The 21,138-nt window shown below is 33.2% G+C and carries 17 protein-coding genes; 14 read left to right on the top strand and 3 right to left on the bottom strand.

The window, feature by feature from the left end; all coding sequences use genetic code 11:
- Window positions 1–696 precede the first annotated feature (696 nt).
- From B8T70_RS14880 to B8T70_RS14920, 9 genes are all read left to right on the top strand, one after another.
- A complete protein-coding gene (locus tag B8T70_RS14880; protein ID WP_086895345.1) occupies window positions 697–2,904 on the top strand; it encodes a TonB-dependent receptor in 2,208 nt (735 codons plus the stop codon).
- 133 nt (window positions 2,905–3,037) lie between these two features.
- Window positions 3,038–5,137 (top strand): prolyl oligopeptidase family protein, encoded by a 2,100-nt coding sequence (locus B8T70_RS14885; RefSeq protein ID WP_369827403.1) that lies wholly within the window; start codon window positions 3,038–3,040, stop codon window positions 5,135–5,137.
- A gap of 560 nt (window positions 5,138–5,697) precedes the next feature.
- The gene (locus B8T70_RS14890) at window positions 5,698–6,696 is read left to right on the top strand and encodes a Gfo/Idh/MocA family protein (RefSeq protein ID WP_086895346.1); all 999 of its coding nucleotides are present in this window, start codon (window positions 5,698–5,700) and stop codon (window positions 6,694–6,696) included.
- 243 nt (window positions 6,697–6,939) lie between these two features.
- Window positions 6,940–9,411, top strand: a complete 2,472-nt coding sequence (locus B8T70_RS14895; RefSeq protein WP_086895347.1) for an AsmA family protein — start codon at window positions 6,940–6,942, stop codon at window positions 9,409–9,411.
- Between the two features lie 186 nt (window positions 9,412–9,597).
- Window positions 9,598–9,819 carry a helix-turn-helix domain-containing protein gene (locus B8T70_RS14900; protein ID WP_086895348.1) on the top strand — a complete coding sequence of 74 codons (222 nt, stop codon included), beginning with the start codon at window positions 9,598–9,600 and terminating at the stop codon, window positions 9,817–9,819.
- A complete protein-coding gene (dcm, locus tag B8T70_RS14905) occupies window positions 9,816–11,039 on the top strand; it encodes a DNA (cytosine-5-)-methyltransferase (protein ID WP_086895349.1) in 1,224 nt (407 codons plus the stop codon). Before B8T70_RS14900 ends, dcm begins: the two co-directional genes overlap by 4 nt.
- Window positions 11,020–12,192 carry a type II restriction endonuclease gene (locus tag B8T70_RS14910; RefSeq protein WP_086895350.1) on the top strand — a complete coding sequence of 391 codons (1,173 nt, stop codon included), beginning with the start codon at window positions 11,020–11,022 and terminating at the stop codon, window positions 12,190–12,192. The genes dcm and B8T70_RS14910 overlap by 20 nt, the downstream gene beginning before the upstream one ends.
- A 99-nt stretch (window positions 12,193–12,291) precedes the next feature.
- Complete coding sequence (locus B8T70_RS14915; RefSeq protein ID WP_086895351.1) at window positions 12,292–12,711, top strand: very short patch repair endonuclease; 420 nt, start codon at window positions 12,292–12,294, stop codon at window positions 12,709–12,711.
- Between the two features lie 149 nt (window positions 12,712–12,860).
- A complete protein-coding gene (locus B8T70_RS14920) occupies window positions 12,861–13,175 on the top strand; it encodes an HPF/RaiA family ribosome-associated protein (RefSeq protein WP_035622048.1) in 315 nt (104 codons plus the stop codon).
- Window positions 13,176–13,229: 54 nt separating this feature from the next.
- Here the strand turns inward: B8T70_RS14920 and B8T70_RS14925 are convergent, their stop codons facing one another.
- Entirely contained in the window at window positions 13,230–13,886 is a 657-nt protein-coding gene (locus B8T70_RS14925; protein WP_086895352.1) for an oxidoreductase, read from the bottom strand.
- 495 nt (window positions 13,887–14,381) lie between these two features.
- Between B8T70_RS14925 and wrbA the strand changes: the two genes are divergently transcribed.
- Window positions 14,382–15,548: an NAD(P)H:quinone oxidoreductase gene (gene wrbA / locus B8T70_RS14930; RefSeq protein ID WP_086895353.1), complete on the top strand. Its 1,167-nt coding sequence runs from the start codon at window positions 14,382–14,384 to the stop codon at window positions 15,546–15,548.
- 92 nt (window positions 15,549–15,640) lie between these two features.
- Here wrbA and B8T70_RS14935 read toward each other — a convergent pair whose 3' ends face one another.
- A complete protein-coding gene (locus B8T70_RS14935) occupies window positions 15,641–16,288 on the bottom strand; it encodes a hypothetical protein (RefSeq protein WP_086895354.1) in 648 nt (215 codons plus the stop codon).
- Between the two features lie 109 nt (window positions 16,289–16,397).
- Between B8T70_RS14935 and B8T70_RS14940 the strand changes: the two genes are divergently transcribed.
- The 4 genes from B8T70_RS14940 to B8T70_RS14955 all read left to right on the top strand — a co-directional run bounded on the left by B8T70_RS14940 (window position 16,398) and on the right by B8T70_RS14955 (window position 19,583).
- Window positions 16,398–17,606, top strand: coding sequence for an RHS repeat domain-containing protein (locus B8T70_RS14940; protein WP_086895355.1), 1,209 nt, complete (start codon window positions 16,398–16,400; stop codon window positions 17,604–17,606).
- Between the two features lie 256 nt (window positions 17,607–17,862).
- Window positions 17,863–18,045: a hypothetical protein gene (locus B8T70_RS23625; RefSeq protein WP_123912114.1), complete on the top strand. Its 183-nt coding sequence runs from the start codon at window positions 17,863–17,865 to the stop codon at window positions 18,043–18,045.
- Between the two features lie 156 nt (window positions 18,046–18,201).
- The gene (locus tag B8T70_RS14950; RefSeq protein ID WP_039115260.1) at window positions 18,202–19,173 is read left to right on the top strand and encodes a hypothetical protein; all 972 of its coding nucleotides are present in this window, start codon (window positions 18,202–18,204) and stop codon (window positions 19,171–19,173) included.
- A gap of 2 nt (window positions 19,174–19,175) precedes the next feature.
- Window positions 19,176–19,583, top strand: a complete 408-nt coding sequence (locus B8T70_RS14955; RefSeq protein ID WP_039115262.1) for a hypothetical protein — start codon at window positions 19,176–19,178, stop codon at window positions 19,581–19,583.
- A gap of 496 nt (window positions 19,584–20,079) precedes the next feature.
- Here B8T70_RS14955 and B8T70_RS14960 read toward each other — a convergent pair whose 3' ends face one another.
- Window positions 20,080–21,015, bottom strand: a complete 936-nt coding sequence (locus tag B8T70_RS14960; protein WP_039115264.1) for a DUF6252 family protein — start codon at window positions 21,013–21,015, stop codon at window positions 20,080–20,082.
- Window positions 21,016–21,138: the final 123 nt, after the last annotated feature.

Here is a 21,138-nt window from a genome sequence, read left to right on the forward strand (position 1 = left end):
GTAAATCTTTGCGCTCTCTGCGGTTAAATAATTCTTTCTGGTTAAATAATCTTTCCGGTTAATTTTCTGTCTTTAATTATAGTTTTTTAATGAAACTCCTGCTTATTTCATTTCGCTTATATGTTTTTTATACCTTTGCAGGGCATGAAAAGAAAACAACTCATAATAAGTATTTCTTTGACGATGACGGTATTGTTCTCAATGCTGTTTCAGTCATTCCATAGTTATGAGCATATTGTACAAGAGTTTTCAAAAAAACAATGTCATCACGAGTATAACGTAACAAATACCGAAATAACGCATCAGCATCATAATTTCGATTATTGCTATGTATGTCATTTTGCGATAAGCAGTTATATTACACCTGAAAAATTCACTTTTCAGTTGCCTGTTTTTCATGATGAAATCCCTTATTCCTTTACCTTTTCGGAAACAGCAATTTCATTTTCCGGAAGTCTGTACTCACTCCGAGGTCCGCCCATAGTTTAGATTTTTAGTATCCGAATAATTTCGGAATACAACGTTTTACCCTGTTTTGGTTTTCTTTAAAATCAAAAACAATCTTTATTTATACAATTCAAAATAGTAAAAATGGTTTACTAATTCTGATAGTTATCGGAGTTATTGAGCGTATTTATACTTTGGTTTTTGATTGTTTTTAAAGGAAGAAATAATCTAACTATAGCATCATTTTCAATGAAAAAAATAATAATTGCCCTAATTTTAGGGTTTTCGGGCTTGATTAATGCCCAAAATACAGTTTCTGGAACCGTAACCGATTTACAAAATCAACCAGTTCCAGGAGTTTCGGTTTATGCTCCCGAATTACATAAAGGAACTACAACTGACGAAAACGGAAAATATACTTTGAATAATCTTCCGAATGGAGGATTACGTATTGCATTTACGTTTGTAGGTTTTACAACTCAAAATAAAAATATCGAAAAACTATTAAAAGAGAATACACTCGATATCTTACTTTCGCAAGCAGCTTTTGAAATGGATGAGGTAATTGTATCAACCGCTTTTAGCAAATTGCAATCGCAAAATGTAATGAAAGTGGAACATGAAACGATTAAAACATTGCAACAAAAAGGAACTTCGACATTGATAGAAGGATTGGCAACAATACCAGGAGTTTCTCAAATTTCTACAGGAACGTCTATAGGTAAACCTGTAATTCGAGGATTAAGCGGAAACCGTGTTTTGGTATATTCGCAAGGAGTACGATTAGAAAACCAACAATTTGGAGATGAGCATGGTTTAGGATTAAATGATGCAGGAGTAGAAAGTGTTGAGGTTATAAAAGGACCAGCATCTTTATTATATGGTTCAGATGCTTTAGGAGGAGTTTTATATTTTAACCCAGAAAAATTTGCCGATGCAGGAGATTTTAAGGCTAATTTCAGTCAGAAATATTTCACCAATACACAAGGAAGTAATTCTTCTATCGGATTAAAAACATCTACAGAAAATTGGAAATTCTTGGCACGCGGAAGTTTTAATTCACATTCTGATTACCAAGCAGGAGATAGTGACCGTGTAACAAACACCCGTTATAACGAAACCGATTTTAAAACCGGAATCGGATATAGTAATTCTAGTTTCTCGAGTGTTTTACGTTACAACTATAATAAGCTGGATTTAGGTATGCCAGAAGAAGGATTTGGAGAACAAACAACAAGCAAAAATACAGAGTTTCCCAGACAAGGAGTATTTAATCATTTGTTGAGTTTAAACAATGTTTTCTTTTTTCAGAATTCAAAACTAGATGTTGATTTAGGATACATCACAAATGACAGAAGTGAGTTTGAGGATAGTAATGAAGCTTCATTACACATGAAACTGAAAACATTTAATTATAATGCCAAATACCATTTGCCTAAAATGGGTAAAATTGAAACTATTGTTGGAGTTCAGGGAATGCACCAAACCAATGCAAATTCGGGAGAAGAATATTTAATTCCAGATGCTACAACAAATGATTTTGGTGTTTTTGGAACGGCAAATTATGAGTGGAAAAGTAATGTATTGCAAGCAGGTTTGCGTTTTGATAACCGTAATGTAACTTCAATCGCGCATGGAGTTGAGGGAGAAGAAGGATATTTCCAGGCATTAGACAGATCGTTTGATAGTTTTAATGCATCGTTGGGTTACAAAACCAATCTTGCCGATAACTTGACAATGCGATTAAATGTTGCTTCGGGATTTAGAGCGCCAAACTTGGCAGAACTAACATCAAACGGAGTACATGAAGGAACAAACCGTTACGAAATAGGAAATAGCACTTTAAAGACAGAACAAAACGTTCAAACGGATTTAAACTTAGAATACAAAAACAGTCATTTTGAGTTCTTTGTAAATGGGTTTTATAATCACGTAAACAACTACATTTATACTTCGCCTACAGGAGATGTTTTAGACGAGAATGATGTATTTGCTTATGTTCAGGATAATGCCAAATTATATGGTGGAGAAATCGGATTACATTTTCATCCACATCCATTAGATTGGTTGCATTTTGAAACTAGTTTTGAAACCGTAACAGGTAAAAAACAAAATGGAGATTACTTGCCATTAATTCCTGCAAACAACTGGAATAATACGATAAGAACAGAGTTTAAAATTAGTAACTGGTTCCAAGATGGGTTTGCTACTTTAAATGTAAGTTCAACTTTTAACCAAGACAATGTAAGTGGTTTCGAAACAGCTTCAAAAGGATATTCGCTACTTAACTTAGGATTTGGAGGAACAGTAAAGTTGGGTAAAACGGCTTTTGATGTAAATATAAACGGAAACAACTTATTCGATAAAAAGTACATCGCGCATTTATCCCGATTAAAAACAGATGGAATTCCTAACATAGGACGCAACATAGTTTTAGGTGTAAACTTCAATTTGTAGAAGAATCAGTATTAAAAAAAGCTCTAAAAGCGCCAACGATGTAGTTGGCGCTTTTTATAACAATACCAATGAAAAAATAACTATTTTTGTTTTAAACAGTAATATTATAACAATGAAAAAAATTAGTATTCTAATGGCTATAACCGCTACAACTGTTGCGTTTGGACAAAGTCAAAAATCAAATGCAATAAAGTATCCTGATACTAAAAAAGGAGAAACAGTTGACACCTATTTTGACACTAAAGTAAACGATCCATATCGTTGGCTTGAAGATGATAAATCTGCTGAAACTGCTGCTTGGGTAAAAGCAGAAAACAAAGTTACGTATGCCTATTTAGACCAAATTCCTTTTCGTGAAGAGTTGAAAAACCGCATGGAGAAATTATGGAACTATGAAAAAATTGGAGCTCCTTTTGTAAAAGGAAAATCAACATATTATTCTAAAAACAACGGATTACAAAATCAATCTGTAATTTATAAAAAAGGAGTAAACGGAAAAGATGAAGTTTTTCTTGACCCAAATACATTCTCAAAAGACGGAACAACATCTTTAGGAGGATTAGATTTTAGTAAAGACGGTTCTCTTGCAGCTTATTCTATTTCTGAAGGAGGAAGCGATTGGAGAAAAGTAATTATCATAGATACAGAAACTCGTAAAGTATTAGAAGATACATTGGTAGATGTAAAATTTAGCGGAATTTCCTGGAAAGGAAAAGAAGGATTTTATTATTCTAGTTATGAGAAACCAAAAGGAAGCGAATTATCTGCTAAAACAGATCAGCACAAATTGTATTTCCATAAGTTAGGAACTCCACAAAAAGACGATAAAGTTGTTTTTGGACTTGACCAAAAAAGAAGATATGTTGGAGGTTCAGTAACTGATGATATGAAGTATTTGGTGATTACAGCAGCAAACTCAACTTACGGAAATGAGTTATACATTAAAGATTTATCTAAAGAAAATAGTCCAATTATTACTATCGTAGATAACTTTAATAGCGATAATAATGTTATCGAAAATGAAGGAACTAAATTATTTATCGAAACGGATTTAAATGCACCAAACAAACGTATTGTAACAGTTGATGTAAGTAATCCGAAACCAGAAAACTGGAAAAATTTCATCGCTGAAACAGAGAATGTACTTTCGCCATCAACAGGAGGAGGATATTTCTTTGCAAATTATATGAAAGATGCTGTTTCTGCAGTAAAACAATATGATTATACAGGAAAATTAGTTCGCGAAATAAAACTTCCAGCGTTAGGAACAGCAGGTGGATTTAGCGGAGAAAAAGCAGATAAAGTAGTGTATTATTCATTTACAAATTACACAACTCCAGGAACTATTTACTCATTTGATGTTAAATCTGGAAAATCAGAAATTTATCAGCAACCTAAAGTTGATTTCAAAAGTGCCGATTACGAATCAAAACAAGTATTCTATACTTCAAAAGATGGAACAAAGGTACCAATGATGATCACTTATAAAAAAGGATTAAAATTAGACGGTAAAAACCCAACTATTTTATATGGTTACGGAGGATTTAATGCAAGCTTAACACCATCATTTAGTATTGCAAATGCAGTTTGGATGGAAAACGGTGGAGTATTTGCAGTTCCAAATCTTCGTGGAGGAGGAGAGTACGGAAAAAAATGGCATGATGCAGGAACAAAAATGCAAAAACAAAATGTATTTGATGATTTCATTGCAGCAGCCGAATATCTTATTGCTCAAAAATACACATCTTCAGATTTCTTAGCAATTCGCGGAGGATCAAACGGAGGATTATTAGTTGGAGCAACAATGACACAACGTCCAGAATTAATGAAAGTAGCTTTACCAGCAGTAGGAGTTATGGATATGTTGCGTTACCATACATTTACAGCAGGAGCAGGTTGGGCATACGATTATGGAACAGCTCAGGATAGCAAAGAAATGTTTGAATACATTAAAGGATATTCACCAGTTCATAATGTAAAAAATGGAGTTCATTACCCAGCAACAATGGTAACTACAGGAGACCATGATGATAGAGTAGTACCAGCACATAGTTTTAAATTTGCAGCCGAATTACAAGAAAAACAAACAGGAGACAATCCAGTTTTAATTCGTATCGATGTAAAAGCAGGACACGGAGCAGGAAAATCTGTAGCAGCTACAATTCAGGAAAATGTCGATATTCAGGCATTTACATTGTATAATATGGGTTTTAAAGCATTACCGAAAAAGTAATACTTAAGAATTAAAATATTTAAAAGCAGGCTTTTCTAATTTAGAGAAGCCTGTTTTTTTTGTTGTTTGTAGAGAGTTAACCGCGAAGCAAGAAAATTAACCGCAGAGTTCACAAGGATTTACGCAAAGGGCACAAAGGGATACGCAATGTTTTTCCTCAATCTTGTCTTTCTGAGGCACGAAGAATCTCCACAAGAAACTCTACTAAGCAAACCACAATAGATTACGGTGAATAGAACGCGGATGAAACGGATTCACTAAAGTGAAAAACGCGGACAAAAACGGATTTTTTCTATTCGGAATATCTTATCCTAAATCTTGTCTTTCTTGTAACAATATTGAAGTTAGTTTGTGTTTTGAGTTTAAATACTACATGTATAGTTTTTGCTCTCATTAAAAATTCGATAAAGTTAGTGCAAGTAGTGACAAATATTTTTTTAAATCTCTTTAACCCTTTAATCTGTGACAGGAAAATTTCTCTCAAAGAACACAAAGTTTAAAATTCGTGGCTAACTTTTATGTAGTTTAAACTAAATTTGAAATATCAAAATAATAGAAACATGAAAATTGTTAGATGGGGAATTATAGGTTGTGGTAATGTAACCGAAGTTAAAAGTGGACCTGCATTTCAGAAAACAAAAAACTCAGCATTAGTTGCAGTAATGCGTAGAGACGCTGCTTTGGCAGAAGATTATGCAAAACGTCATAATGTGCCAAAATGGTATTCAAATGCTGCCGATTTAATAAATGATCCCGATGTCGATGCCGTGTATATTGCAACGCCGCCATCATCTCATAAAGAATATACGCTGTTATGTGCCAAAGCAGGAAAACCTGTTTATGTCGAAAAACCAATGGCGTTAAACTTCGAAGAATGCAACGAAATGATAAGCGCTTGCAAAGAACACAATGTACCATTATTTGTGGCGTATTACAGAAGATGTTTGCCTCGTTTCCTAAAAATAAAAGAACTAATAGATAACGGAATCATCGGAACTCCAAGACACGTAAATTGTGTTTTGTATCATTCGTTTGAAAAAAGATACGACGACGAAATTAACTTGCCTTGGACAGTTTTACCACATCTTTCAGGTGGCGGAATATTTGTCGATTTAGCATGCCATACGTTAGATTTTCTAGATTTTGTTTTCGGACCAATTAAGTCCGTTCGAGGTCACGCCACATCGCAACTTATGGCATATCCCGCCGAAGATAGCGTTTCGATGTCGTTCTTATTCGAAAACGGAGTTCATGGCACAGGATTATGGAATTTTGGTAGTCACCGTCGCCATGATATTGTTGAAATTGTGGGCGATAAAGGCAAAATTTCCTTTTCAACCTTTGGCAACGACCCCGTACAACTTGAGGATAAAGACGGAAAAACAGAAAGTTTCCCAATAGATAATCCGTTGCACATCCAGCAACCACTTATCGAAACCATCGTGCAGGAATTACTTGGTACTCCGGGTTGTCCGTCTCGCGGCGTTTCGGCAGCAAGAACCACTTGGGTTATCGATGAGGTCTTAAAAGAATTCAGACAAGCGCATCCCGTTAAATAACAGTATTTTAGTTTTTAGGAGCAATTTCCTGCTGTCCGCTATATCTTTTTATAAGGTGAAAAAACCTTATAAAAAGGATGCCTCCCGAGACTTCGGGGCATCAGGGCTAGAGCCATAGAAATTCATAATAATAAAATGCCTTTATAGGACTTGTTTTCTGTAAAGGCATTTTTGTGTAGAAAAATACTGCTATTTATACAGTTTTAGACTACCTTTAATACTCCCATCTTAAAATTACTTAGCATGAAACAAATTATTAATAAAATAAAATACTTTGTACAAACAAGTCATTTTAAAAAATATGCCAAGCGCATTGGGTTTTTCTTCCTAGGTCTTATCGCATTATTACTACTTGCATCGGGAGGATTAGCCTATTATTTTAATCACAATAAAGATAAAATCGTTGTCAGGATAAATGATAAGATAAACGACAACATTAGCGGAACGATACACATTGGTGATATTCAGTATAAATTCTTAACAGGATTTCCTAATCTTACATTAGCATTAAAAGATGTCGAGCTAAAAGATAGTTTGTGGGCAATGCATAAACGAACATTTCTTACCGCAAAAGAAATAGAAGTACGATTGAATATTCTGAGTTTAATATCCGATAAAATCGATTTTCATAAAATTGAAATCAACGACGCAACACTCGATTTGTACAAAGGTCCAAACGGAATTACAAATTCGGACATCTTCAGAAAAAAGCCTAAGAAAGACACAAAAGAAAGCGGAAAAACTACATTGGTAGACGAAATAAGTATGACCAACGTGCATTTTATCTCCGAAAACAAACCGCGAAATAAACTCTTTGATTTTGAAGTTGCAGCATTAAAAGCCAAAATCGATTACGATGGAAGCGATTTTAAGACCAATCTTTTTGTCGATACCAATGTAAAAAGCATGGCATTTAATACCGAAAAAGGAAGTTTTGCCAAAGACAAACGAATCAGAGGAATTATTGCCGTTGCTTATAAAGCCGATAAAAATAAAATCACTGCCGACGTTGATGGACTCGAAATAGGAGGAGATAAATTTGATGTTAAATCCTATTTTGATGTAGGTAAAACCAGTTCCAATTTTGGTATCGAAATCAAAACCAGAATCCTCTGGAAAAACGCCACCTATTTGCTAGCCAATAATATTAGTTCCAAGCTAAAATGGTATGATTTAAAAGACCCAATCGGTGTAACCTGTACAATCGATGGAGATTTAAATTCCGAAGGCGATCCTAAAATAAATGTAGTAGCCGAAGTTAAAGACAATGAATTACGCATTCCCGACGGATTAATTTCAGATTGTACCTTCAATGGGAAATTCACAAATATACTCAAGGAAGAGTTAGGCTGTTATGATTCCAATTCAGCGGTAATAATACATGGATTTAAAGGAGCATATAACACAATTCCTTTTGTAATTCCAGATGCAATGATTCATAATTTTGATAAACCAGTTGCAACAGGAATCCTAAACGCCGATTTTGATGTTACAAAACTCAACAATATAATCAATGCCGATTTAATGCGCTTTTCCAATGGTCAAGCCAAAGTCAATTTTAAATTCGAATGTGATATCGTCGATTTATACTTCCGAAAACCAAAATTCATAGGAAGCGTTCGGGTTGCTAACACCAGCTTAAAGTATATTCCCAAAGGACTTACTTTCGAGAAAACTTATATTCAGCTAGATTTTACCGAACAGGCATTGGTAATTAAAAAATTCGCATTCAAGGATCGCCGTAATACTGTTTTTGTAGAAGGAAGAGTCGATAATTTCCTGAATCTGTATTATGATGCACCCGAAAAAATGCTTGTAGATTGGAAAATTTATAGTCCAAGTATCGATATAAAACAATTTCTGGGAGTTATTGCTGCAACCCAAAAAAATAAGCAGGTCAGTAAAAAGCCAGCAAATCATGAGAGTTTTTCAGATCAGCTTCATACCGTAATAAATAAATGTCAAGTAGTCTTACAGCTTAATATGGATAAGCTTGTTTATGCCAAATTAGCAGCAACAAATGCAAAAGCAACTATTAGGTTAACAAATTCTAATGTAACGGTACAAAACGGATTCTTGCAAACCGCAGGAGGAACAATTGCTTTCTCGGCTGTATTAAACCCAAATGGGAATAAGTATAATTTTAAATCAGATGCAGAGGTTACCAATGTAGATATTACAAAGTTCTTAACCTCATTCAATAATTTTGATATTAAATCATTCGACGCAAAAGATATTAAAGGAAAGCTAACATCCAAAGCAAGTGTTGCCGGAATAATGGATTCCAAAGGAGACTTAATTAAAAACTCTGTGACAGGTAATGTTAACTTCAAAGTCAATAATGGCGCTTTAATCAATTTTGAGCCTATTGTAAAAATCGGGAAGTTTGCATTTCCGTTTCGTGATGTAAAGAATATTACGTTTAGTAATTTATCTGGCGATGTTATCTTGAGAGGGCAGAATATAGATGTGAATAGTTTAAGAGTAAGTTCAAGCGTTCTTAATTTTGATGTTGCCGGAATTTATTCTCTAGGTCATGAAACCAATTTAGCCCTGACAATTCCACTCCGAAACTCTAAAAATGATGTGAAATTAGCTTCCAAAGCCGAGCGTGATGCCGTTCGTAACCGAGGAATCGTTTTACATTTATTAGCCGTCGATGATGGTGGGAAAATCAAAATTAAATGGGGGAAGAAAGAAGAAAAGAATAAGTAGGGTTTTAGTACTAGTATAATATTGTCATTCATGTAAAATGACTTAAACGCCAATCGAGAGATTGGCGTTTTTTTTGTGCCAAAATTCAGAATTATCAGTGTTAGTTATTGATGAAAAGTGACTCTTATGCCGTTGTACAAAAAGCAACATTTAGATAGTTTTGTTTCATCTCAATAGGACAAATTAATGGATATCAATATTAAAATTGGCGACCGAATTCGAGAATTAAGAAAAGAAAAAAAAATCTCACAAGAAGCATTAGCTAACCTAGCTGAAGTAGATAGGACTTACATGACAAAAGTAGAGACAGGGAAAAGGAATGTAACAGTTAAGATTTTAGACAAAATAATCAATGCTCTTGATACTGATTTTGGAACTTTTTTTAACAATAATGAATTTAAGAAATGAAGAGGGTGAAAAAGTATTCGGATATAAGAGGAAAACTTCAAATTGAAGTTGATAAAAAAACAGATAATGGGCTTGCTCAACTTACTCATTATTTTCAAAACCATACAAATGGAGTATCGCAATATTTTAAAAGTGATGCTGTAGAATATTTAACGGATTTGCATGAGAAATTAAATATTATTGAAGAACCTAATTTTCAATATTATTTGCCCATTAAATGGGATATACCATTTCCTCCGCCTAAAAAACCAGATTTTAAATTTATTGATTTATTTGCAGGCATTGGCGGTATAAGACTAGCATATCAAAATTTAGGAGGCAAATGTGTTTTTACTAGTGAATGGGATACTTATTCAAAAAAAACATACGAAGCAAATTTTGGAAAAGTTCCTTTTGGAGATATAACACAAATAAATGAAACCGAAATTCCTGATCATGATGTTTTATTAGCAGGTTTTCCATGTCAGCCATTTTCCATTGCAGGAGTTTCAAAAAAGAATGCTTTAGGTAGAAAACATGGTTTTCTGGATGAAACACAAGGAACTCTTTTCTTTGATATAGCACGAATTCTTAAACATAAAAGGCCTAAAACTTTTATGTTAGAAAATGTCAAGAATCTTGTATCTCACGACAAAGGCAACACTTTTAAAGTTATCCAAAAGACATTAAGAGAATTAAATTATACTATTTATTTTAAAGTTTTAGACGGTAAACATTTTGTTCCTCAACACAGGGAAAGAATTATAATTGTTGGATTTGATAATGAATATTTTAAAGGAAAAGAAAATTTCAAATTCCCCGAAATGAGTGATACAAAATTCGCATTGAAGGATATTCTTTTACCTGAAGTTGACCCAAAGTACACTTTGTCAGACAAGCTTTGGAACTATTTACAAGAATATGCTAAAAAACACAAAGCTAAAGGAAATGGTTTTGGATTTGGTTTAGCAGATTTAAATGGAATTTCAAGAACAATGAGTGCTAGATATTATAAAGACGGTGCAGAAATATTAATTCCTCAAGAAGGTAAAAATCCTAGAAGATTAGTGCCAAGAGAGTGTGCCCGACTTCAAGGATTTCCAGATAGTTTTGTTATTCCGGTATCTGATAATCAGGCTTATAAGCAATTTGGGAATTCGGTAGTATCTCCTCTTATGCAAGCAGTAGGAGAATGTCTAATCAAAGAAATAGCAACATTTAATGGAGAGCATATTAAGTAAAGCAGTTGAATCAGTTCAAAATTCTGAGATTTCTTTCTGTAAATATATCACTGCAAATGATGTAGGTTCAACTGGAGGGCATCAATCGGGATTTCATATTCATAAAAACTCATGGAACCTTTTTTTTAAAGAACAAGGGCAAAAGGGGGCTAATAAGGATAAATTTATAACGATTAAATGGCAAAACGATTTTGAAACTACAAGTCGTTTTATTTATTATGGAACTGGAACTAGAAATGAATATCGTTTAACTAGATTCGGTAAGGGTTTTCCTTTTTTAAATGATGAAAACATCGGAGATATTTTGATTATTTGCAAAAAAAATGATGATTATTATGAAGCTTTTGTTTTGTCACATGATGAAGAAATTGATGGTTTTCTAAATAATCTAAACATTTCATCAACAGATATAAATGGAATTATACCTAAACAAAATGAGCTTTCATCTGAGGATAAAATTTTAAATTGCTTTTCTGAATATATTAAAACTTTAAAAACCGATTTCCCCTCTACATATGAATTAGCATTTAATTCAAGAAACTGTTATATTAATTCTTTTGGAACTACAAAATTAGTGATTCAAAATAATCCAGATAGAGAAATCTTAAATTGGTTAAATACAGAATTTAATTTATTTAAAACTATTGAAAATGATAGATATGATAACATTCTTAAAACTCATTTTTCATCTGTTGAAGATTTAATCAGTACTGCTAATACAATTTTAAACAGAAGAAAAAGTAGAGCAGGAAAATCTTTAGAGCATCATCTTTCTGAAATCTTTAATAATTTTGATATTAAATATAGCACTCAATCTGTAACTGAAGATAACAAAAAACCTGATTTTCTTTTTCCTGATCTAGATTCATATCATAATCCACATTTTGATAACAAGAAGCTAATTACACTAGCTTCAAAAACGACATGTAAAGATAGATGGAGACAAATTCTAAACGAAGCTGATAAGATAAAAACAAAACATTTATTTACGCTTCAGCAAGGAATTTCTAAAAATCAATTACAAGAAATGTACAAATATGATGTGTGCTTGGTTGTTCCAAAGCCATATCTTAAAAGTTTTCCAGAAGAATTTAGAGGCAAAATTCTGACTCTTGATAATTTCGTAAAACATGTTAAAGATTCTCAAGTTTAACTTGTCTTAAATATAAATTATAAAACATTATCTAAACAATTTATAAATAATTAAATACTACAAATTATTAAATCTCATCATCTTTAATAATTACAAATTATGGATGTCCATAATCCAGAACAACGCTCAAAAAACATGCGTGCCATCAAAAGCACAGCAACAAAAGCCGAAGTTACTTTGGCAAAAGCATTATTGAATCTAGGTTATAGATACAGAAAAAATAACAAAACAGTTTTTGGTAAACCGGACTTTACATTTAAAAAACTCAAAATTGCCATTTTTGTAGATTCAGAATTCTTTCATGGTAAAGATTGGGAAACTAGAAAAAAGCCACAAACTAATCCTGAATTCTGGATCAAAAAAATCGAACGAAATATGCAACGAGATATAGAAGTCAATGCGTATTTAGAGTCTCAAAACTGGAAGATTTTGCGTTTCTGGAGTAATGACATCAAAAAGAATTTAGATTTCTGTATTCTTGAAATTCGGAACGCAATTGTTGAAAAACAGAATTCTTAATTTAATTATGGTTGCAGGATTTCGACTCCGCTCAGTCTGACAAAAGCATCCAAAAATCTCCATTTATTTTCATAATGTTTTATTAACTTATTCGTTTCTTAATTCAATTTTCGATAGCTTTGAGAAACAAACATTAAACATATAGTAAGATGAAAATTCAAATCAACACCGACAAAAACATTGATGGACACGAAAGATTAGAAGCTTATTTCTCTGGAGAATTAGAAAAGTCTTTAGCACGTTTTGATAACAAAATTACTCGTATCGAAGTGCATTTTGGAGATGAAAACGGAGAGAAATTCAGCGTAAACGATAAAAAATGTGTGATTGAAGTTCGTCCAGTAAAACTACAACCTATTACAGTTACTGACCACGCCGATACGCTTGAAAAAGCTTTCCAAGGTGCTTTAGGTAAAATCAAAAAATCACTTACTACTACTTTCGAAAAAATGAAAGAGTATTAATCTAAATACTAATAAATGTAAAAGGCATTATCTAATTTGAGATAATGCCTTTTTTTATTTTAGTAAAGTTGTCATTTCCTTCCAATGCAATATTTTGATTTTGTCGTTGCTGTTATTAGCAGCGTTAACCATTGCCTTGGCTATATCACTTGCTTCAATACCTTTGTATTTACTTAGGTTTCCTATGAATAACGGATTGATAAATTTAAATATTCCTATGAATACTTTTTCCAGAGGTCGGCTTTCTTTTCTGTTTCCTAAAATCATCGAAGGTCGGAAGATATAAGTATGGTCAAAATTCAAGCTAATAATATCTTGTTCCATTTCTCCTTTTGTTTTAACGTAAAAAACCGATGAACTTGGGCTTGCTCCAACGGCAGAAACTAAAAAGACAGATTTTGCTCCATTTTCTTTAGCTAGTTTTGCTGCCAATACAGGATAATCATGGTCTATTTGGTAATAGATTTTTTTATCGGGTGTTTTCTTTTGGGTAGTTCCTAGGGCAATGTAAACTTCGTCTATGGCGATGTCTTTAACTACATTGGGTAAAGATTGAAAATCATCAATAAGGGTTTTTAGTTTTGGATGCTTAATGTCTAACTCTTTCCGAACAACGATTATTATCTGTTCGTAATTAGTATTACTCAATAAATTTTCGAGAATATAAGAACCAACTAATCCGCTTGCTCCATAAACAATTGCTTTTTTCATAACATTGAGTGATTTGTTTTGTGTAAGTTAGAAATTTTTGCCACAGATTTCACAGATTAGAATGATTAATCTTTTTTAATCCCTTAATCTGTGGCAAAAAAATAACTCTCTAGCTTTTATCTAAAGCTCCAGCAACATAACTATATGTTTATAAGGGTTTGTATTTTTGTTTCACGCAGATTTTGCAGATTGAGCCGATTTTTTTCTAATCTAAAGCTCAAGCGAAGCGACATATATATTTACCACGATTCGATATGTCAGCCCGATGGGGTTCTGTTGGTGTGTGTTTTTGATTTTCTTGTACATGAATCTTTGTGTAACTCTGTGGATTCTTTGTGAATCTCTGCGTAACCCAAAAATAAAATTAAGATAATAATAACGCTTTTCGCTGTTGTAAAAAGTAATTTTGCAGTCCCCAAAAATAGATTTGTCCTTTATAGAAAGGCAAGTAATTTGATTTGGGTTATCAAATAATAAATCATTTAAAATAAATTCATGAAAAATCAACTACTCGCATTCTTAACCGCAGTTCTTATAGGTTTTGGTGTAAATGCGCAAGTAAAATCATCAGAAACAAATGTTCTGGTTCTTATTCATTCTCAAAATGGAGGAACATATAAAATGGCGAAAGCTATGGCTGAAGGAATCCAGGGATATCCAAATACAAAAGCGACAATAAAACGTGTTGCTTCTATTAATCCGAAAGAAAAATTGAATGCTGAGGTTGAGAAATTACCAATAGCAACTATTGAGGAATTAGCAAATTATGACGGAATCGCATTCGGGAGTCCAGTTCATTTTGCTAATATAAGTGCCGATATGAATTACTTTTTCAGCAAGAGTATTCCGCTTTGGACTTCAAGAGCTTTAGAGGGAAAACCAGCAACAGTTTTTATGTCAGCAGGATCAGGTGCAGGAAAAGAAGCAGCAATATTATCTTTTTGGAATATACTAGCTTCCCACGGAATGGTAATTGTACCTACAGGAATTATGGGAACAGCTACGCTAGATAAATCAGTTCCTCAAGGAAATACTCCTTTTGGAGCAACTTCTTTAGCTGGTTCTGTTGGTACACGACCATCTGCCAGCGAATTGAATTTGGCGAAAGAACAAGGAAAAGCCTTGGCAAGAGTGGCTTCAGGATTAAAAAATACAGAAAGTGCAAAAGAGGTAAAAACAACTTCGGTAGAAAGTAAAGGGAATATCGATGTCAATAAAACATTAAAAGATAATAATATTGTGCTTCCAGAAGCTCCTAAACCAGTTGGAAACTATGTGCCTTATACAATTTCGAATAATAAAGTATACATTAATCAGGTAGCGTTAAAAGATGGTAAAATATTAAATCCGGGTAAAGTTGGTGCAACGGTTACAGAGGAGCAAGCTAAAGAAGCAACGTATCAAACAATGCTTAACGTTATTGCAGTTTTAAAAGAAGCTTGTGGTGGCGATTTGAACAAAGTAAAGCAATGTGTTCAGTTAACAGGATATTTTAATACAACCCCAGATTATACGCAACACGCAGGGATTATGAACTCAGCTTCTAATTTAACTGCATTGGTTTTTGGAGAAAAAGGAAAACATGCAAGAGCTACAATTGGAGCGGCTTCGTTACCAATAAACTCGGTTGTAGAAATTCAAGCTATTTTTGAAATAGAATAAAGTATCTTTTAAATAAAAAAAATAAAAAACCCGAATACATATTTAAAGTATTCGGGTTTTGTTTTTATGTTAATCGAACGAATTCGTTGGGTTTATGATTTTGGTAATGCTGCACCAACAGCAATATCGCAACGGTGTCCTTCTTGTCCGTGTGGCGGATTCATTCCAGGAGCAGTAACAGCATAATTAGTTGAACCTGCTGGAGGAGGAGGTACAGTTACTTGCTGACTAACGGTGCCCGATGCAGGTTGTGCAGTAGTAGTTTGTGTTGTAGTTGTTTTTGCAGCTGCAGAATTTAATGGTGCTCCAACAGCAATATCACAACGATGTCCTGCTTGTCCGTGAGGAGGATTCATTCCTTTAGGAGTTTTAGTAGTTGTTGGCTGTGGCGTAGTATTTGTAACTACGGCAGTTGTAGGTGCGGCTTGCGTTTGTGTTGTAACTTGTTGTGCAGGCTGAGAAGAAGGCGAATTTAAAGGCGCTCCAACTGCAACATCACAACGGTGACCTGGTTGCCCGTGTGCTGGATTAACTCCTCCTGTAGCGCCCATTACTGTATTTGGGTTTGCAGCAGGTGCAGGGGTTTGAACTGTCGAATTTGCTTTGGTAGTATCTTGTGCTAATCCTAATTTTACCAATTCTGAGGCTGGTGTACTTTCCTGAGGTTCTAATTCTTTTTTGCAAGAAATAAAAAGGATTGAGGAAATAACTAACGAACTTATAAGGATTTTCGGATTCATGGTTGCATAATTTTAAAGTTCTCAAATATACTCGTTTTTGATTGATTTTTGTAGTCCATATTTGTTAAAACAGGTTTTTAGCTTGCCTTTTTACCGCAATGGGACGCGGATGATACGGATTTACAAAAGTAAAGGAGAAAATACCACGCCAGGTACACCAGCAACCGCATATCGTTTTGTAGGAGACAAACAATATGAGTTGTCAAACCATTTAGGAAATGTTTTATCTGTTATTTCAGATAGAAAATTGATAGGTGGAAATAATTTCATGCCAGACGTTCTTAGTTATTCTGATTATTACCCTTTTGGAATGCTTGTTCCTACAAGACATGGTAATACCAACGAGTACAGATATGGTTTTAATGGAAAAGAAAAAGATAGTGAAATCAAAGGTGAGGGATTACAATATGATTATGGCTTTAGAGTTTATGACCCAAGAATTGGGAAATTCTTATCACAAGACCCATTATTTAAGTCTTTCCCATGGTATACACCTTATCAATTTGCTGGAAATAAACCAATCGTAGCGATTGATTTGGATGGTTTAGAAGAAAGAATAGTTATTATGCATACAACAGTTGCAGGAAAAATCAGAAGAGAAGTTTTAGATTCTAAAACTTTGTTAAAGTCAACTGATTACGTTGGGGTTAAGCACTCAGCATTATATGAGCCAATAACTATTAAAGAATTTATGCAATACAAAAAACAATTTTGGGATGCATTTTCAAATTCACCAGAATTATTTTCGTCAGGATATAAATCATACACAATAGGAGGAATGAATGGTGAAAAGTATAAAAATAGTGGATTTATTGGTTTAAATAAAGGTACGTTTACCATTGGTTCTAGTGAGTTTGGTAGTACCATTTCCTACGACCCAACTCCTATTGACAGGTCAATTCCTAGTTTTTTACAAGTGCTTAAGGAAGCACACAAAAGCGCAAGAATGGCTGCGGGTATGAATACAGCAAAAAATTATGTTGCAGGAGTTAGTTTGGTAGTGGCAGGACCTACACTACTTGCTGGTGAGGCAGGTATACTTGGTTATGCAGGAGCCGCTTCAGATGTAGACCAACTTACGGGTATTTCTAGTAAGTTAACGGAAGGAAATGAAAATGCTCAAAAAGCAGTTTTGTATGCAAAGTTTTTCATTGATGCCGCTAATATGTTTAGCAACGTAGGAAACATATATAATTTCAAAACTATAAAAGAATTGCAATCAACAACAGTTTTGCCAGATACAATGATTAATGCTGCTACATCAGCAGGAGATGCACAAAGTGCAAGTGAACTTAATCAAGAAAAAAATGAACAATAATAATAATAATAATAATAATAATAATTGTTTGTTAGTTCGAAAAGTATCATGGATAAAAACATTATTTCCACTTTTAGCTGGGATATCAATTTATAGTATTTGTTGTGTTTTGTCTTGGGATGATTTTAATATTACAGTCTTTCTGTGGGTTCAGTCTATGGCTATTTTGTTGATTTTTTTTTCTAGATATAATGCAGTAAGACTTTATTTGTACGAGGATTATATGATTGTTAAATTTTATCTTTTAAAAAAAGAAATGAAAGTAAATTATAATCAGGTGAAAGAAGCTCTAATAAGTTCTAATAGATATGACGGAACGACTATTAGATTTAGAGTAACCGTTGGCGATAAAAAATATACTTTCCGAATTGATAAATTCGATACTGAATTCACTAATTTTCTTAAGGCAAAAGTTAATTATAGGATTTCTAATAATTAGTAAGCCTAAATGATTTAGTAAGAGCATCGATTAAAACAACAAAACCTAATACTAGATATGATTCTGGTATTAGGTTTTGGCGTATGGTAGAAGTTAAGAAAGTAAAGCAGTTTTTATAAGGTCTTTGAAAAGAGTATAAGGTGTTATCCTTTTGGTATGCAAGTTCCAACCAGACATGGCAATACCAACGAATATCGATATGGGTTTGGTTCTCATGAAAAAGACGATGAAATCATGGGAATTGGAAATAGTTATGATTTTGGTGGTTATAGCTTGAATGTAAGAATAGGCATGAGAAATCAACAAGACCCCATAAAAAATGCTTCGATTTCTCCGTATGCTGTGTTTAATGATAATCCAATTTATTATACTGACCCTACTGGGCTTGCTCCTGATTGGCATCGAGATTCTTCGGGTACTTTAGTTGCTGATAAAGGAGATACAGCCGAAACATTGGCGAAATTTAAAGGAACTTCATTGCAGGAAGCTAGAGCAGAATTCAATAAAAATCATTACCGTTACGAAAGTCAAATGGCTGGAGGGGAATCTTTTTATAAATCAGAAAGACATGTTTCTTCTGGAGAATATGGTCCAGACAAAGACCCTGTACATGCAGTTATGGCAGCTGGTGTAGTTACTTTACCAGTATTGGCAGCATCAGGTAGTTTAGCGGCTGGAGGAGCTTATTTGTGGTCAGAAGGAGCAGCGGGATATGCATATTTGGCATCAGAAGGAGCAGCGGCATGGTCTCAAGTAACTTGGGGTTCTGCTGTAACATATGCTGTAACAAATGCAACATTACAGTATTATTCTAATGGAAGAAATGCAGGAAAAATAAACATGGTTTCATCGTTAAGTTCAATAGTTCCAGGAATTGGTCCTGCAATTTTTGGAGAAACATTTACTAGGACACCTAATAATATTATGGAAGGAGATGGACCTACAATGCCAGAATCATTTAATAAATGGGCTGTTCAGGCTGGTTCGGCAGTATTAAGCAATCGTTTCGGAAAAGCAGCAGATAGTCATCTTTCTGGTTCAGCTTTTGGAGAGGCGATGGTTAGAGAATATTTTAAAAGCATAATAGGAATAGGGGCTAATTCTGTTCCAGAGGTAATAAAAGAATAGTTATGAAAGGTAATACAAAAGGTTTATTGATTGTTGGTTTTGTATTCATTCTTATGATATTCGGATATATGAGAAGTTATTGGGCTGAAAAAGAATTAAAAAAAGATGGTAAAATAACAATTGCGAGAATTGATTCTATTTTTGTACCTCCTAAATGGTCTTCAACTATATATTTATCTTACTATATAGATAATAAGAAATGTACCTCTTCTAAAGAGGATGTAAATTATAAGAGTTCTAAGAAAGATATAGGGAAATTTTATGAGTTTAAGTATTTACCAAATTCGCCTAGAATTGTTAGACTAAATTTTTCAAAACAAATCACTGATACAACGGCTATTTTAAAAGCGGGATTTTCAAGAGAGGAAATAGAAACTGGTAATTTTACTATAGATGAACCTAAAAACTAAACCTTAAATAGCATCGATAATAAAAAAACCTAATACTAGATATGATTCTGGTATTAGGTTTTTTTATTATCGATTCTAATGTCGTTAAACGTTCTTGATTAATTTTTACATAAGGAAAATTTGTAAAAAACGTTTTGTGTTGTTTTTATAATTTTAATTAAATATCTTAATTTCTTTACTTGATTAGCTTTGGAGAGAATTTTAGATTTTTTTTTTTGAAAGTTTATTAACATTTGTTAATCTGCTTTTTAGTTCATTTTTGGGAAAATGAACTAAATTCAAGAAGAGGCTATTCCAAAAGAATAGCCTCTATTTTTATATAGATCTTTATTTTTTGATAATCTCGAAAAAGTAGAGTAGTAAGATTATAGCAATATTACCATGAGATTCTGCTATAGTCAATAAAAAAAGCTAACTGCAATTACGAAACGGGTTTCATTTATTGAATAAAAAAAATCCGCTTTTAGCGGATTTTAAATTATATTACAATAATTATTTAATACGTGACATTAAAGGTTCCTTCACTCGCTTCATGTGTTGTAGTTACAAAAAATGATTTAAAAGAAGCAGTAAATTTTCCGCTAATTTTCTTCTTGGCAGTATCATGACTTAAAATAGTAATGGTTCCATTCCCAAAAAAGCCTCCATTATTAGTGCTATCTTTTGTGTAATTAATATAATTATAATCAGACGTTTTGTAATTGCCGGCTTTAATAGTACTTGGGAAACTTATCGAAATGTTTTCCCCGACACCATTTTCCCCGTTAATAAATATTTTTCCTAAAGACGATTTTGCAATCACATTTGTTACATCAAAGGTGGCTCCATCTAATTTGGCAGTTAAAGTGTTATTGTTTGCAATTGGGGGTGCATTATCCTTAAAACTAATGTCATTAAAAGAACCTTTGGTAATGACTTTGGTTTCTGTTTTATTATTAGAAGTATATCTTAAACCTGTAAATTGAAAAGTTCCAGATATTTTTTTCGTTTTTTGATCAATAGCGGTGATAGTAATATTTGCTGTGTCCTTATAATCTGAAACACCAAACTCTTCTAATGCATCTTCTGGAGATTTCGCTATAAAACTGCTATACTCATTGGATGAAGGAATATAGGCGAATGCTAACATTGGAATTGAAGTGCTTGCATTTTTCCAAGTATAGGTTCCTACTTTATTTGATGGTATAGTCAATTGAACAAAATCTCCATTTGGAGACCTTAGTCCTGTAATAGAAACAAAATTATCATTTACAATTGCTTGTACAGCAGTAGAAACAAAAGTTTTTCCATCAATCTCAAATTGTAATTTTCCTGATTCGGCAGTTGGATCAGTCACATCGATTCCGTCATCAAACGATTTATCACTGCTACAGGAAGTAATTGATAATCCTAGCGCAATTGCTAATAAAAGACTAGTACTTAGTTTTTTCATTTTAATTATTTTTTTATTGTTTTATAACAACAAATGTACTTTTCAAATGGACCATTGCGGAGCAGAATATATTATATGAGTAGTAATAAAAGTTTTTATTTTACCGGGAGATTTGGAGCGATG

It is taken from the genome of Flavobacterium sp. AJR (assembly GCF_002156885.1).
In the GTDB taxonomy this organism is placed as follows: domain Bacteria; phylum Bacteroidota; class Bacteroidia; order Flavobacteriales; family Flavobacteriaceae; genus Flavobacterium.

Excerpts from the sequence above, each read along its gene's own strand:
- B8T70_RS14890 (WP_086895346.1), top strand. The coding sequence starts at position 5,698 with ATGAAAATTGTTAGATGGGGAATTATAGGTTGTGGTAATGTAACCGAA.
- B8T70_RS23625 (WP_123912114.1), top strand. The coding sequence starts at position 17,863 with ATGAAAGTAAATTATAATCAGGTGAAAGAAGCTCTAATAAGTTCTAAT.
- B8T70_RS14920 (WP_035622048.1), top strand. The coding sequence starts at position 12,861 with ATGAAAATTCAAATCAACACCGACAAAAACATTGATGGACACGAAAGA.
- B8T70_RS14925 (WP_086895352.1), bottom strand. The coding sequence starts at position 13,886 with ATGAAAAAAGCAATTGTTTATGGAGCAAGCGGATTAGTTGGTTCTTAT.
- B8T70_RS14880 (WP_086895345.1), top strand. The coding sequence starts at position 697 with ATGAAAAAAATAATAATTGCCCTAATTTTAGGGTTTTCGGGCTTGATT.
- B8T70_RS14895 (WP_086895347.1), top strand. The coding sequence starts at position 6,940 with ATGAAACAAATTATTAATAAAATAAAATACTTTGTACAAACAAGTCAT.
- wrbA (WP_086895353.1), top strand. The coding sequence starts at position 14,382 with ATGAAAAATCAACTACTCGCATTCTTAACCGCAGTTCTTATAGGTTTT.
- dcm (WP_086895349.1), top strand. The coding sequence starts at position 9,816 with ATGAAGAGGGTGAAAAAGTATTCGGATATAAGAGGAAAACTTCAAATT.
- B8T70_RS14910 (WP_086895350.1), top strand. The coding sequence starts at position 11,020 with ATGGAGAGCATATTAAGTAAAGCAGTTGAATCAGTTCAAAATTCTGAG.
- B8T70_RS14955 (WP_039115262.1), top strand. The coding sequence starts at position 19,176 with ATGAAAGGTAATACAAAAGGTTTATTGATTGTTGGTTTTGTATTCATT.
- B8T70_RS14885 (WP_369827403.1), top strand. The coding sequence starts at position 3,038 with ATGGCTATAACCGCTACAACTGTTGCGTTTGGACAAAGTCAAAAATCA.
- B8T70_RS14950 (WP_039115260.1), top strand. The coding sequence starts at position 18,202 with ATGCAAGTTCCAACCAGACATGGCAATACCAACGAATATCGATATGGG.
- B8T70_RS14915 (WP_086895351.1), top strand. The coding sequence starts at position 12,292 with ATGGATGTCCATAATCCAGAACAACGCTCAAAAAACATGCGTGCCATC.
- B8T70_RS14935 (WP_086895354.1), bottom strand. The coding sequence starts at position 16,288 with ATGAATCCGAAAATCCTTATAAGTTCGTTAGTTATTTCCTCAATCCTT.
- B8T70_RS14900 (WP_086895348.1), top strand. The coding sequence starts at position 9,598 with ATGGATATCAATATTAAAATTGGCGACCGAATTCGAGAATTAAGAAAA.
- B8T70_RS14940 (WP_086895355.1), top strand. The coding sequence starts at position 16,398 with ATGATACGGATTTACAAAAGTAAAGGAGAAAATACCACGCCAGGTACA.
- B8T70_RS14960 (WP_039115264.1), bottom strand. The coding sequence starts at position 21,015 with ATGAAAAAACTAAGTACTAGTCTTTTATTAGCAATTGCGCTAGGATTA.